This window comes from Pseudonocardia sp. Ae717_Ps2 (assembly GCF_001932475.1).
GTDB lineage: Bacteria > Actinomycetota > Actinomycetes > Mycobacteriales > Pseudonocardiaceae > Pseudonocardia.
Map to the genome: position 1 here is coordinate 3,947,732 of NZ_MCIS01000001.1, position 13,327 is coordinate 3,961,058.

The following is a 13,327-nucleotide window of genomic DNA, read 5'->3' on the forward strand; positions in this document are numbered from 1 at the left end:
GGATCGTCGGGGTGGCGGACTTCCCGATCGAGGAGCTGGCCCGCCGGGCGGGGATGACCGTGCGGACGGTGCGCTCCTACATCACGCGCGGGCTGCTCCCGCCGAGCGGACGGGCCGGGCGGGCCGCCCGCTACACCGAGGCCCACCTCGACCGGCTCGACCTGGTCAACGGGCTGCGGCGACGTGGTTTCTCCCTCGGGGCGATCGAGGTGCTCGTCACCCAGGACCCCGGACGGACCGCCGAGGAGGCGCTGCGGCTCTACCGCGGGATGCTCGCCCCGTGGCAGCCCGAGGAACCCGTCGAGGTGGACGGGGCGGAGCTGCCCGGGCATCTCGGACTCACACCGGACATGGTGTCCGACGACGAGCTGGTCCGGCACCTGTGCGCGACCGGCGTCGTCGAGACCACCGAGGACGCACGGCTGCGCATCCTGCGACCGGACCTCGCCCGGGCCGCGGCCGAGGCCGTGCGGCTGGGCATCCCGCCCGCCGCGCTGGTGGGGCTGCGCCGCAGGCTCGACGACCACACCGGCGCCGTCGCCGAGATGTTCGTCGAGCTGTTCGCCCGGCAGGTGTGGGACGGCTACGTCGAGGCCGGGCTGCCCGCCGGCGACGCACCCCGGATCCAGCAGACCGTCGAACAGCTGCAGCCGGTCGCCACGCTGGCGCTGCTGTCGTCGTTCCGCTCGCGCATGCAGGACGCGATGGACGCCTTCATCACCCGGATCTCCGACGACATCTCCGCCGACGCCGGGCGCGCCATGGGGATCCGGACGACCGACCTGGACGATCGTTGACTGCTCAACCATAATCCGGTCCGTGAGCGACACCGTGACGACCGACGTCCTCGTGATCGGCAGCGGGCCCGCGGGCTCGTCGGCGGCCCTGTTCCTCGCCGGTCTCGGCGTGGACCACCTCGTGATCACCAAGTACCGGTGGACGGCCGACACCCCGCGCGCGCACATCACCAACCAGCGCACCGTGGAGATCCTGCGCGACCAGGGGGTGGAGGCCGACGTCGTCGCGGAGGGGACGCCCTCGCACCTCATGGGCGACACGGTGTTCTGCACCGCGCTGGCCGGCGACGAGCTCGGCCGGGTGCGGACCTGGGGCACCCACCCGGCGCGGCGCGCCGACTACACCCTGGCCAGCCCGTCATCGCACTGCGACCTGCCGCAGAACATCCTCGAGCCGATCCTGGTCGGCCGGGCCGCCGAGCGCGGCAGCCGGATCCGCTTCGACACCGAGTACCTCCACCACGTCCAGGACGACGACGGCGTCACCGTCACCGCGCGGGACCGCATCACCGGCGCCGAGCTCACCATCCGGGCCCGCTACGTGATCGGCGCCGACGGTGGGCGCAGCGCCGTCGCCCGGGACGCGGGCCTGCCCTTCGACGGCCGCGGCGAGCTCGCCGGCAGCATGAACATCGTCTTCGACGCCGACCTCACCGCGCTGGTCGAGCACCGGCCGAGCGTCCTGTACTGGGTGCTGCAGCCGGGCGCCGACGTCGGCGGCATCGGGATGGGCGTGCTGCGCATGGTGCGGCCGTGGACCCGCTGGATGGCGATCTGGGGCTACGACCTCGCGGGTCCACCGCCGGAGCTCGACGACGCCGCGGCCACCGCGATCGTGCACGACCTGATCGGTGACGACTCCGTGCCGGTGACGATCCGCTCGACCTCGGTGTGGACGGTCAACGAACAGTGGGCCACCCGCTACCGGTCGGGACGGGTGTTCTGCGCCGGTGACGCCGTGCACCGCCACCCGCCGTCGAACGGGCTGGGCTCCAACACCTCGATCCAGGACTCCTACAACCTGTGCTGGAAGCTCGCGATGGTGCTGCGCGGCACCGCCGGCCCCGGGCTGCTGGACTCCTACGACGCCGAGCGCGCCCCCGTCGGCGAGCAGATCGTGCGCCGCGCCAACCGCTCGGTGGAGGAGTTCGGGCCGATCTTCGCCGCGCTCGGGCTGGAGCCCGGCGCGGACCCAGCGGCGATGCGTGCCTCGATGGCCGCCCGCGCCGACGACACCCCGCCGGGGCCGCGACCCGCGCGGCGCTGCGGGCGGCGCTGGAGCACAAGGACTACGAGTTCAACGCGCACGGTGTCGAGATGGGACAGCGCTACGCGTCCGGCGCGGTGGTGCCCGACGGCACCCCGGAGCCCGCATACGACCGCGACCCCGAGCTCTACTACCACCCGACGACCTGGCCGGGGGCGCGGCTGCCGCACTGCTGGCTGGGCCGCGACGGGCACCGCGTCTCCACCCACGACCTCGCAGGCAAGGGCCGGTTCGCGCTGCTCACCGGCATCGCGGGCGGAGCATGGGCCGCGGCCGCGCGGACCGTCGCGGCCGAGCTGGGGATCGAGCTGGCCGCACACGTGATCGGCCCCGGCCGCGAGGTCACCGACGTCTACGACGACTGGGCCCGGCTGCGTGGGGTCGGCGAGGACGGCTGTGTGCTCGTCCGCCCGGACGCCCACGTCGCCTGGCGCGCCGAGGCGCTCCCCGACGACCCGGCCGACGCGCTGCGCCGGGTGCTGGGGCGCATCCTGGACCGGATCCCGGAGGTGACCACATGACCGGCTTCGTCCACGAGCCCTCCCCCGCGCGGGTGGTGTTCGGTCCCGGCACGCTCGACGACCTCGCGGCGGAGGTGACGCGGCTCGGACGGTCGCGGGTGTTCCTCGTCGCCGGCCGCCACCCCGCCGGCGCGGCGGACCGGGCGCAGGCCGCGCTCGGGTCGCTGCTCGCCGGGCGGTTCGACCGGGCCGCCGTGCACACCCCGGTGACCGTGACCGACGAGGCGCTGGCGGCGTTCACCTCGGCCGGGGCGGACTGCGTCGTCGCGATCGGGGGCGGCTCGCAGATCGGGCTGTCGAAGGCGCTCGCCGTGCGGACCGGCGCCGACCAGGTCGTCGTCCCCACGACGTACTCCGGTTCGGAGTGCACCGCGGTGCTCGGCGAGCTGAGGGTGGACACGCCGGGGGTGAAGACCACCCGGACCGACCCGGCGATCCGGCCGGAGACCGTCGTCTACGACCCGACGCTCGTCGCCGACCTGCCGTCGCAGGTGGGGGTGCCGAGCGCGGTGAACGCGCTCGCGCACGCCGTCGAGGCGCTGTGGAGCGTCGACCGCGACCCGCTGACCGACGCCGCCGCGCTGGAGTCGGTGCGGCTGCTCACCGCGGGGCTGCGCGGCGGCGACACCGACGCGCTGCTGCGGGGGGCGTGGCTGGCCGGGACCTGCCTGGACCGGGCCGGGATGGCGTTGCAGCACAAGCTCGCCCACACCGTCGGCGGCACGCTGGACCTGCCGCACGCGCCGACCCACGCGGTGCTGCTGCCCCACGTGATCGCCCACAACGCGGCCGCCGCTCCGCGGATCGCCGAGGCGCTCGGGCCGGACCCGGCCGGCGCGGTGTACGACCTGCTCGTCGCCGCGGGCGGGCCGACGTCGCTGGCCGCGCTGGGTGTCGACGAGGCCGACCTGGACCGGCTCGCCGAGCAGGCCGTCGCGCGGCCGTACCCGAACCCGGTGCCGGTCACCCGTGACGGCGTGCGCGCCCTGCTCGGGCGGGCCTGGGCCGGTGAGCGGCCCGGCGACCCGGTGCGCGCCACCCTTGACGCGCTGACCACGCAGGTCACCGGGTCGTTCGGTGGGCCCGACGAACGGCTGCGGACCCTGCTGGCCGGGCTCGCCGCCACCCTGCACGGCTACGCGCGCGAGTACGACCTCACCCAGGACGAGTGGCAGACCGCGATCGACTTCCTGACCCGCACCGGACACGTCACCGACGAGCGGCGCCAGGAGTTCGTGCTGCTGTCGGACACCCTCGGGCTGTCCAGCGTGGTGGACGTGCTGACCAACTCCCGCACCCCGGACACGACGTCCTCGGCGGTGCTCGGGCCGTTCTACACCGACGGACCGCCCGAGCTCGACCAGGGAACCGACGTCTCCGCGGGGAAGAAGGGCACCCCGCTGTGGGTGGACGTCGTCGTCACCGACACCGATGACGAGCCGGTGCCCGGGGCGGTCGTCGACATCTGGCAGTCCGACGAGGACGGCTTCTACGACCTGCAGCTGCCCGAGACCGAGGGCCCCGTCCTGCGCGGCCGGTTCCGCACCGACGACGCGGGCCGGCTGCGGTTCCGCTCGATCCTGCCCGCCGCCTACCCGATCCCCGCCGACGGCCCGGTCGGGGAGATGCTGGACGCCACCGGACGGCACCCCTTCCGGGCCCCCCACCTGCACTTCCTCATCGAGGCACCGGGCCACCGCAGGCTGATCACGCAGCTGTTCGTCGCCGGTGGGGAGCACCTCGACTCGGACACCGTGTTCGGGGTGAAGGACGACCTGGTGGTGGAGTTCGCCCCACGCACCGGCCCGATGCCCGACGGCGTCGAGCCCGACGGGGAGTGGCGACTGCTGGAGTTCACCTTCCGGATCGCCCGCGATCGCTGATCCCTGCCCGATTCCGGGCAGAGTTCTGGCCCTTCGTCCCGTACCCGGTCAGGATCGACGGCGTGGATCCGGATCTCGTGCGACACGTGGCCGCCACCACCGGGCTCACCGAGCCGGTGGCGGCCCGCGTGGTCGCCGACGTCGTCGCCTACTTCGGCGAGACCACCGAGGAGTTCGTCCGCCGCCGGCACCGCGAGCTCCAGGCCCGCGACCGGCGCAACGACGAGATCTGGCCGCGGATCGCGGCCGAGCTCGCCGCGCGGGTGGTCGCCCCCGGGGACGTCTCCCAGCGGCGGCTGCGCCGGATCGTCTACGGCTGACACGACGACGGACACGACGACAGAGGGACGTGCATGTGCGGGATCGTGGGTTACGTGGGGCCGCGGGAGGCTGCGGGTGTGCTGCTCGACGGGTTGTCCCGGCTGGAGTACCGGGGCTACGACTCGGCGGGCCTGGCGGTGGCGCACCGCCGGAAGGTGACGGTGCGGCGCACAGCGGGACGGGTGGAGGACCTGCGCACGCTGCTGGGTGAGGTCCCTCCCCCGGGCCGGTCGGGCGTCGCGCACACCCGGTGGGCGACCCACGGCGAGCCGAGCGAGGCCAACGCGCACCCGCACACCGACGCGTCCGGGCGGGTCGCGATCGTGCACAACGGCATCGTCGAGAACGCCGACGCGCTGCGTGCGGGGCTCACCGCCCGCGGGGTCGTACTGCGCAGCGACACCGACTCCGAGGCGCTCGCCCACCTGGTCGGCGAGGCGCTCCAGGGTGGTGCCGCCACCCTCGCCGACGCGGTGCGCACGGCGCTCGCCGGCGTCGAGGGCACCTACGGGCTCGCGGTGCTCGACGCCCGCACCCCCGACGAGATCGTCGTGGCGCGCAACGGCAGCCCGATCGTGCTCGGCATCGGCGACGGGGAGATGGTCGTCGCGTCCGACCTCGCCGCGGTCGTGCGGCACACCCAGAAGGTGGTGTTCCTCGACGACGGCGAGATCGTCACCGTGCGCGCCGACGGCATCGAGGGCTCCACCCGGATCAGCCCGACCACCGTCGACACCGGGTCCGAGGACTACGCGCTCGGCGGGCACCCCGACTTCCTGGCGAAGGAGATCGCCGAGCAGCCCGACGCCGTCCGCCGGGCGCTGGCCGGGCGGCTCGACACCCGGTTCGCCACCGCCCGGCTCGGCGGGCTCGGGATGGACCCCCGCGAGCTGCGCGGGGTGCGGCGGGTGCTGTTCCTGGGCTGCGGGTCGGCCTACTACGCCGGGGAGATCGGCGCCGGGCTGGTCGAGCAGCTGGCCCGCATCCCGGCGGCGGCCGAACCGGCCGGCGAGTTCCGTCACCGCAACCCGGTCGTCGACCCGGACTGCCTCTACGTCGCGGTCAGCCAGTCCGGCGAGACCGCCGACACCCTCGCCGCGGTGCAGGAGCTGCGCCGCAAGGGCGGACGGGTGATCGGCGCGGTGAACGTGATCGGCTCGGCGATCTCCCGCGAGTGCGGGGCCGGGGTGTTCCTGCACTCCGGGCCGGAGGTGTCGGTCGCCTCGACCAAGGCCGTCACGACCATGAGCGTGACGTTCGCGATGCTCGCGGTGCTGCTGGGCCGGGTGCGGGACCTGTCGGTGGCCGACGGGCGGCGACTGCTCGACGGGCTGGCCGCGCTGCCCCGCCACGTCGAGGCCGTCCTCGCCGAGGACGCCGCCCACGGCACGGTCGCCGCGGTCGCACGGCGGTGGGCGCACGCGTCGTCGATGTTCTTCGTCGGACGCACCCGGGCCAGCCCGGTCGCGCGGGAGGGCGCGCAGAAGCTCAAGGAGATCTCCTACTGCCACGCCGAGGCCTACCCCGCCTCCGAGCTCAAGCACGGCCCGCTGGCGCTGGTCACCCCGGACATGCCCAGCGTCGTCGTGGTGCCCGACGACGAGCTGCTCGCGAAGAACGTCGGCACGATCGAGCAGATCCGGGCCCGGGGCGGGCCGGTGATCGCGGTGACCGACGCCGAGCTGCCCGCCGGGCTCGCCGACGCCGTGCTGCGGGTCCCGCGCACGGAGCCGGAGCTGGCCCCGATCCTGCTCGGGATCCCGCTGCAGCTGCTGGCCCGGCACACCGCCGTCGCGCTCGGACGCGACGTGGACCGGCCGCGGAACCTCGCGAAGTCGGTGACGGTGGAGTGAAGGTCCTCGGGTTGCACGTCGCCGCGGAGCGGGGTGGGCCGATGCACGACGCCCGGCGGGTCGAGGTGCTCGCGGGCAGCGGCGTCGTCGGCGACCGGTACTTCGGCACCCGGCACCGGCACGTGTCGGTGCAGAGCCGCGACGAGCTCGACGCCGCGGCCGCCGAGCTCGGTGCGCCGGTCCCCTCGGGCCGCACCCGGCGCACCGTCACCCTCGACCACGGCACCGTCCCCACCACGCCCGGGACCCGGCTGCGGCTCGGCGGGGTCGAGCTGGAGGTGGTGCGCCGGGCCGCGCCCTGCCGGGTGATGGAGACCGCCGTCGGACCGGGGGCGCGCCGCGCCCTGCACGACCGCGGCGGCGCGGTGTGCCGGGTGCTGAGCTCCGGCACGATCGCCGTGGGGGACGCGGCGGCCGTGGTCGACGCCGCGGTGGCGGCCCCGCCCTCAGCCGACCGGGGTCTCCGCCGCGGCGCGGCGCCGGACCAGTAGCGACAGCAGGACGGCCAGCACCCCGACCCCACCGGCGACGGCGAACGCGGCGTGCAGCCCGCTCGCGTCCGGGGAGGCCCCCGCGGCGGCCGAGCCCAGCGCGGCGACGGTGACGAACAACGCCGTCCCCAGCGCGCCCGCGACCTGCTGCAGCGTGGAGAGGATCGCGCTGCCGTGGGAGTACAGCTCGTCGGGCAGCGAGCCCAGCGCCTCGGTCATCAGCGGCGTCATCATCAGCGCGAGCCCACCCATCAGGACCAGGTGGAAGGCCACGACCACGCCGAGCGGGGTGCCCGGGCCGAGGGTGGAGAACAGCAGCAGGCCGGCCGCCATCAGCACCGCGCCCGGGATCACCAACGGCCGGGCCCCGACGCGGTCGAACAGCGCGCCGACCGAACGGCCGAGCAGCCCGAGCAGCAGCCCGCCGGGCAGCACCACGAGCCCGGAGACCAGCGTGCTCGTGCCGAGCACGGTCTGCAGGTAGAGCGGCAGCAGCACCGCCGCGACGCCGATCAGCGACAGGAGCACCAGCGCGGTGAGCACCAGCGCCACGACGAACTGGCGTCGCCGGAACGGGCGCAGGTCCAGCAGGGCACGGCCGTCGCGCATCAGCCGCAGCTGGCGCAGCACGAACACGGCCAACGCGACCAGCCCGACGACGACCGGCACCCACGGCGGGAGCCCCCCGCCGCCGTGGCCGCCCAGCGAGGACAGCCCGTAGACCAGCCCGCCGAACCCGACGGCGGACAGCAGCACCGAGACCACGTCGAGCGGGACCGGGCGGCCGCCGCCGTCGATGCGCAGCCAACGGCCGCCGGCCGCCATGGCGAGCACGGCCAGCGGCAGGACCAGCCAGAACATCCAGCGCCAGCCGAGGCCGGACAGGATCGCGCCGCCGATCGTCGGACCGATCGCGGGCGCGACGGCGATGACGATCGTGATCGTGCCCATCGTCGCGCCGCGCCGCTCGGCAGGCACCAGGCGCAGGATCGTGGTCATCAGCAACGGGAGCATCATCGCCGTACCGCCCGCCTGCACGATGCGGCCGACGAGCAGCATCGCGAAGCCGGGCGCGAACCCGGCCACGGCGGTGCCCACGGTGAACAGCCCGAGCGAGGCGAGGAAGACCTGCCGCGGGGTGAAGCGGTCGAGCAGGTAGCCGGTGGTGGGGATGACCACGGCCATCGTCAGCAGGAATCCGCTGGTCAGCCACTGGGTGGTGGTGGTGGTGGGGACGCCGAGGTCGACACTCAGGTCGCGCAGTGCGACGCTCAGCACGGTCTCGTTGAGGATCATCACGAACGCGGCGCCGACGAGGACCGCGATCAGCGCTCCGGTCCGGCTCGCCGGTACCTGCTCGGTACGGGACGGGGTGGTGGTCACGCGGGGTCTCCTGCCTGGGGAAGGGTCGTGGTGGCCGCGCGCAGGGCGCGGCCGAGTCGGCCGACGGGGTCGGCGCACCGCACGCCCGCGGCGAGCTCGGCGGCGAGGTCCTCGTTGCTGATCCGCAGGGCGGCGGCGACGGCGGCGGCGTGCACCCGGACGTCGAGGTCTCCGGGTTCGCGGCCGGCGCGGGCCGCGATCACCTCGGCGAGCACCGGCTCGGCCCGCTCGTGCACCGCCAGCCACACCGCCCGCAGACCGGGCTCGGTGCGCGACAGCGCGATGACGGCCATCGCGGCGTCGGCGTCGGCGGCGTCGCGCGGGTCCTCCGGCGGGCGGTACTCGGCGATCAGGTGCTCGTCGAGGCTCACCCCCGCCGGCCAGCGTCGCAGCGTCGCGACGACGGCGTCGATGCTGCGGGCGAGGACGGGCTCGACGCAGCTCTCCTTGGTCCGGAACCAGCGCCACAGGGTGCGGCCGGACAGTCCGACCTCCTCGGCGATCCGCTCGCCGCTGGTGGCGTGCACGCCGTGCTCGCGGAACAGCGCCACGGCCGCGCGGGAGATCTCGAGGCGCTGCAGCTCGCGCCGGCGGTCGCTCATCGGCGCCCGCCCGCGTCGGGTGTCGTCGAGTGTCTTCATGTCACTGCCCGACAGTAATGAGACGGGTCGGGGCCGACCACGAGACGCTCGTCTCACAGTGCCTTTTTGGCAGTTCGTGCCACCCTGGTGCGGCAGCTGATCATGCGATGCCGAGGGAGCCACCAGCGTGACGACGACCGGGACCACCGGGACCACCGACCCCACCGCGGCCGACCTGGACCGGCTGCGGGAGCGCTACCGCGCCGAGCGCGACCGCAGGCTGCGACCCGACGGCGTCGCCCAGTACCGGTCCTCGACCGGGGAGTTCGGCTTCTACGCCGAGGACCCGTGGTGCGAGCCCACCGACCGCGACCCGGTCCGTGACGAGGTGGACGTGTTGGTCGTGGGCGGCGGCTTCGGCGGGTTGGTCGCCGCGGCCCGGCTGCGGCAGGCCGGCCACGAGCGGATCCGGATCGTCGACGTCGCCGGGGATCTCGGCGGGACCTGGTACTGGAACCGCTACCCCGGGATCGCCTGCGACATCGAGAGCTCGATCTACCTGCCGCTGCTGGAGGAGCTGGGCGGGATGCCCAGCCGTCGCTACCCGCCGGGCGGGGAGATCCGGGCGCACGCCCGCGCGATCGGCGAGCACTTCGACCTCTACCGCGACGCCCTGTTCGGCACCGAGGTCACCACCCTGGTCTGGGACGACGACACGTCGGCCTGGCAGGTCGGCACCGACCGCGGCGACACGGTCACCGCCCGGTTCGTGGTGATCTCCTCCGGGCCGTTCAACCGGCCCAAGCTGCCGGGGATCCCCGGGATCGCCGACTTCGCCGGGCACACCTTCCACACCAGCCGGTGGGACTACGACTGGACCGGCGGCGACGAGCGGGGCGGCCCGCTCGACCGGATCGGCGACCGCACGGTCGCCGTGGTCGGCACCGGGGCGACGGCGATCCAGTGCGTCCCGCACCTGGCCGGGGCCGCGCGGCACCTCTACGTCGTGCAGCGGACGCCGTCGTCGGTCGACACCCGCGACGACGCCCCCTACGACGAGGCCTGGTGGCGGTCGCTGGCCCCGGGCTGGCAGCGACGCCGCCGCGAGGACTTCCTGGCCCTGATGGACATGCGTCCGACGCCGCACGGCTCGTTCGGCCCCGACGGCGTCGCGGACAAGTGGACCGACACCGCCCCGGTCCGGGGCGCACGGCGGCTCGCCCGGACCCGGGGCGTCGAGGAGCCGGCCGAGGCGCTGGAGATCGCCGACGCCGAGAAGATGGACGAGATCCGGGCCCGGGTCGACGCGATCGTCACCGACCCGGCGACGGCCGCGGCGCTCAAGCCCTGGTACCGCCAGATGTGCAAGCGCCCCACCTTCAGCGACACCTACCTGCAGACCTTCAACCGGGACGACGTGACGCTGCTCGACACCGGCGGACAGGGCGTCGAGCGGATCACCCGCGACGGCCTGGTGGTCGACGGCGTCGAGTACCCGGTGGACGCGATCGTGTTCGCCACCGGGTTCGAGCTCGGCGCCGACCCCGCCACCCGGGCCGGAGCCGACATCCGCGGCCGCGGCGGCGTCACCCTCGCCGAGCACTGGGCGGACGGGCTGTCCACGCTGCACGGCTGGGTCAGCCGCGGCTTCCCCAACCTGTTCCACGTCGGGGCCGGGCAGAACTCGGCGTCGCCGAACTTCGCGCACGTGCTGGAGGAGCAGGCCGGGCACATCGCGGCGGTCTGTGCCGAGGCCGCCCGGCGCGGGGTGCGGATCGTCGAACCGACCGCGGAGGCGGAGGCCGCGTGGGTCGCGACGATCCGCGAGCGGGCCCGCGACCAGCAGGGTTTCCTCGCCGAGTGCACGCCCGGCTACTACAACTCCGAGGGCCGCCCGCGACGGCGCTCCGAGCAGTTCGGCGGCGGTCCGGTCGAGTTCCACCAGATCCTGCGCGACTGGCGCGCCGGCGGGATGGACGACGTGCTCTCCGGCGGCACCCCGTGAGCGTGCGCCCGGTCGCCGGGCCGGACCGGGGGCCCGTGCGGACCGCGCCCGGGCTGCGTGCCGAGCCGCTGTGCCCGCCGAACCCGCTGTGGGCGTCCAACGGGATCGTGGCCGGTCCGGACGGACGGCTCTGGATCGCGCAGTTCCTCGGCGGCACCGTGTCCGCGTTCGACCCGGCGACCGGCGGGCTCGAGACGGTGCTCGGGCCGGACGGGCCGCTCACCGCGCCCGACGACCTCGTGTTCGGCGCCGACGGCGAGCTGTTCGTCGTCGACCTGCCCGCGGGGCTGGTGTGGCGCCGGGCACCCGGCGGGGCCATGACCGTCGTCGCCGACGGGATCACCGCCCCGGACGGGATCGCCTGGCACCGCGGACGGCTGTTCGTCAACGAGCTGTGCCCGGACGGCCGGCTGCTGGAGATCGACCCGACCGGCGGGCCGCCGCGGGTGCTCGCGACCGGGCTCGCGCTCGGCAACGCGATGGAGGTCGGCCCGGACGGGCTCCTGTACTACCCGCACCTGCTCTCCGGCGAGGTCTGGCGGGTCGACCCGGACGGCGGCGCCCCCGAGCGACTGCTCGCCGGGCTGGACCGGCCGGTGGCCGTGCGCTTCGACCCGGGGGGCGGGCTTCGCGTCCTGTCCAACGGCGGCGGCGCCCTGTGGACCGCGGAGGACGGTCGGGTCACCGCCACCCTCGACACCGGCGTCGGCGGCGCGGACAACGTCGTGTTCACCGCCGACGGGTCGGCCTGGGTGACCGGGGCCTTCCACGGCGGGCTGGTCCGGGTCGGCGTCGACGGCACGGCGACCACGGTGCTGCCGCCCGGCCTCTGCGGCCCCTGGGGCGTGGCCGCCGACGGGACGGACGCGCTCGTCGCCGACCACTTCTCCCTGGCCCGGGTGGGTGGCGGCGCCGTCACCGCACTCGGCGACGTCGTCACCGAGGTCCGCGGCGGGATCCGCGGACTCACCCGGCACCACGGCGACACGGTGGTGACCACCGGGACCGGGGTGTGGCGTGGCCGTCCCGGCGCCTGGACCCGGGTGGCCGACGGGCTGGCCGGGGCGACCGGCGTCGCCGCCTGCCGGGACGGGCTGCTGGTCGCCGAGACCGGCGCCGGGCGGGTCCTGCACCTCGGCGACGACGGCAGCGTGACCGTGCTCGCCACGGGACTCGACGGGCCGGTGGACGTGGCCGTCGACCCGACCGGCGCCGTGTACGCCACCCTGACCGGCAGCGGGCAGGTCGTGCGGCTCGACCGCGACCCCGCCGGCGACCGGCGGGACGACCGCTGCACCGTCCTCGCCGCGGGGCTGCACCGGCCGGAGGGACTCGCCGTCGCCGGGGGCGCGCTGTGGTGCGCCGAGGCCGCCGCGGGACGCCTGCTGCGGATCGACCCGGTGGACCGCACGGTCACCGTCGCGGCGTCGGGGCTGGCCTTCGACGTCCGGCCGCCGCACGTTCCCGCCGACTGCCGCAGCGGCGCGGCCACCCGGCCCGCCCCGTTCGCCGGGGTCGCCGCGGCCGGGGACGGGTCGGTGCTCGTCGCGGTGAACGGCGAGGGTCACGTGCTGCGGGTCGGCCCCTGACCGGCCGCCCGCTCGCCGTCGACGCCGTGGATCGCGGCGTCGACGGCCGCCGACAGCCGCGCGCGCAGCTGTGCGGCCGGCGGGCGGCGCCCGTCGGCGGTGGCGGCGGCGATGTCCTCGGTCGCGACCCGCAGCGCCCCGTTGAGCGCCGCAGCGTGCACCCGCACGGCGACGTCGCCCGCGTCGCGGCCGAACCGGCCGGCGAGGATCCCGGCCAGGACCGGCTCCGCACGCTCCTGCACGACCAGCCAGATGGCGCGCAGCGCGGGCTCGGAACGGCTCATCCGGATCACCTCGAAGACGAGGTCACCGTCGTCGGGGCCCGCATCGGGGTGCTCGGCGTAGTCCCGTGCGAGGTGCTCGGCGAGCGGGGTGTCGTCGGGCCAGCGGGCCAGGCTCGCGGTGAACGCGTCGGTGGCCAGGCTCAGCACCGGCTCGACGCAGCTCTCCTTGGTGCGGAACCAGCGCCAGAACGTGCGTGCCGAGAGCCCCACCGCCTCGGCGATCTGCTCACCGCCGGTCGCGGCGACGCCGTGCTCGCCGAACAGCCGGATCGCGGCCCGGGAGATCTCCAGGCGCTGCAGGGTGCGGCGGCGGTCGCTCATCGGCCGCCGACCGCGCCGGACCGCCGTCCCC

11 protein-coding genes and 1 pseudogene are annotated in these 13,327 nt (G+C 75.4%); 9 read left to right on the forward strand and 3 right to left on the reverse strand.

Translation table 11 applies throughout. The features are described from left to right. Window positions 1-11 precede the first annotated feature (11 nt). The 7 genes and pseudogenes from Ae717Ps2_RS18035 to Ae717Ps2_RS18060 all read left to right on the forward strand — a co-directional run bounded on the left by Ae717Ps2_RS18035 (window position 12) and on the right by Ae717Ps2_RS18060 (window position 7,133). Window positions 12-797, forward strand: coding sequence for a MerR family transcriptional regulator (locus Ae717Ps2_RS18035; protein ID WP_075333636.1), 786 nt, complete (start codon window positions 12-14; stop codon window positions 795-797). 52 nt (window positions 798-849) lie between these two features. Further along, window positions 850-1,866: pseudogene (locus tag Ae717Ps2_RS40435) on the forward strand (FAD-dependent oxidoreductase); the annotation flags it as partial. 248 nt (window positions 1,867-2,114) lie between these two features. Then, complete coding sequence (locus tag Ae717Ps2_RS40440; protein ID WP_349289843.1) at window positions 2,115-2,585, forward strand: hypothetical protein; 471 nt, start codon at window positions 2,115-2,117, stop codon at window positions 2,583-2,585. Continuing rightward, window positions 2,582-4,468: a maleylacetate reductase and hydroxyquinol 1,2-dioxygenase domain-containing protein gene (locus Ae717Ps2_RS18045; protein ID WP_075333637.1), complete on the forward strand. Its 1,887-nt coding sequence runs from the start codon at window positions 2,582-2,584 to the stop codon at window positions 4,466-4,468. The genes Ae717Ps2_RS40440 and Ae717Ps2_RS18045 overlap by 4 nt, the downstream gene beginning before the upstream one ends. Before the next feature lie 86 nt (window positions 4,469-4,554). Then, window positions 4,555-4,788 carry a hypothetical protein gene (locus Ae717Ps2_RS18050; protein ID WP_226351697.1) on the forward strand — a complete coding sequence of 78 codons (234 nt, stop codon included), beginning with the start codon at window positions 4,555-4,557 and terminating at the stop codon, window positions 4,786-4,788. Between the two features lie 33 nt (window positions 4,789-4,821). Continuing rightward, window positions 4,822-6,642 (forward strand): glutamine--fructose-6-phosphate transaminase (isomerizing), encoded by a 1,821-nt coding sequence (glmS, locus tag Ae717Ps2_RS18055; RefSeq protein WP_075333638.1) that lies wholly within the window; start codon window positions 4,822-4,824, stop codon window positions 6,640-6,642. A gap of 41 nt (window positions 6,643-6,683) precedes the next feature. Then, window positions 6,684-7,133: an MOSC domain-containing protein gene (locus Ae717Ps2_RS18060; RefSeq protein ID WP_075334312.1), complete on the forward strand. Its 450-nt coding sequence runs from the start codon at window positions 6,684-6,686 to the stop codon at window positions 7,131-7,133. Here the strand turns inward: Ae717Ps2_RS18060 and Ae717Ps2_RS18065 are convergent. Further along, window positions 7,089-8,516 carry a DHA2 family efflux MFS transporter permease subunit gene (locus Ae717Ps2_RS18065; RefSeq protein ID WP_075333639.1) on the reverse strand — a complete coding sequence of 476 codons (1,428 nt, stop codon included), beginning with the start codon at window positions 8,514-8,516 and terminating at the stop codon, window positions 7,089-7,091. The two genes, Ae717Ps2_RS18060 and Ae717Ps2_RS18065, sit on opposite strands and share 45 nt — an antisense overlap. Further along, the gene (locus Ae717Ps2_RS18070; protein ID WP_020624045.1) at window positions 8,513-9,157 is read right to left on the reverse strand and encodes a TetR/AcrR family transcriptional regulator; all 645 of its coding nucleotides are present in this window, start codon (window positions 9,155-9,157) and stop codon (window positions 8,513-8,515) included. The genes Ae717Ps2_RS18065 and Ae717Ps2_RS18070 overlap by 4 nt, the downstream gene beginning before the upstream one ends. 127 nt (window positions 9,158-9,284) lie before the next feature. Here Ae717Ps2_RS18070 and Ae717Ps2_RS18075 point away from each other — a divergent pair, with 127 nt between their 5' ends. Continuing rightward, entirely contained in the window at window positions 9,285-11,102 is a 1,818-nt protein-coding gene (locus tag Ae717Ps2_RS18075) for an NAD(P)/FAD-dependent oxidoreductase (RefSeq protein ID WP_075333640.1), read from the forward strand. Then, on the forward strand, window positions 11,099-12,691 hold the full coding sequence (locus Ae717Ps2_RS18080; RefSeq protein ID WP_139318776.1) for a hypothetical protein: 1,593 nt from the start codon (window positions 11,099-11,101) through the stop codon (window positions 12,689-12,691). The genes Ae717Ps2_RS18075 and Ae717Ps2_RS18080 overlap by 4 nt, the downstream gene beginning before the upstream one ends. On the opposite strand, the gene Ae717Ps2_RS18085 is transcribed toward Ae717Ps2_RS18080, so the two are convergent. Beyond that, window positions 12,667-13,296 (reverse strand): TetR/AcrR family transcriptional regulator, encoded by a 630-nt coding sequence (locus Ae717Ps2_RS18085; protein ID WP_060711301.1) that lies wholly within the window; start codon window positions 13,294-13,296, stop codon window positions 12,667-12,669. The two genes, Ae717Ps2_RS18080 and Ae717Ps2_RS18085, sit on opposite strands and share 25 nt — an antisense overlap. Between the last annotated feature and the right edge of the window lie 31 nt (window positions 13,297-13,327).

What these genes read in the sequence shown, in the direction of transcription:
- Ae717Ps2_RS40440 (WP_349289843.1), top strand. Translation starts at nt 2,115, where the DNA reads ATGGGACAGCGCTACGCGTCCGGCGCGGTGGTGCCCGACGGCACCCCG.
- Ae717Ps2_RS18045 (WP_075333637.1), top strand. Translation starts at nt 2,582, where the DNA reads ATGACCGGCTTCGTCCACGAGCCCTCCCCCGCGCGGGTGGTGTTCGGT.
- glmS (WP_075333638.1), top strand. Translation starts at nt 4,822, where the DNA reads ATGTGCGGGATCGTGGGTTACGTGGGGCCGCGGGAGGCTGCGGGTGTG.
- Ae717Ps2_RS18060 (WP_075334312.1), top strand. Translation starts at nt 6,684, where the DNA reads ATGCACGACGCCCGGCGGGTCGAGGTGCTCGCGGGCAGCGGCGTCGTC.
- Ae717Ps2_RS18070 (WP_020624045.1), bottom strand. Translation starts at nt 9,157, where the DNA reads ATGAAGACACTCGACGACACCCGACGCGGGCGGGCGCCGATGAGCGAC.
- Ae717Ps2_RS18085 (WP_060711301.1), bottom strand. Translation starts at nt 13,296, where the DNA reads ATGAGCGACCGCCGCCGCACCCTGCAGCGCCTGGAGATCTCCCGGGCC.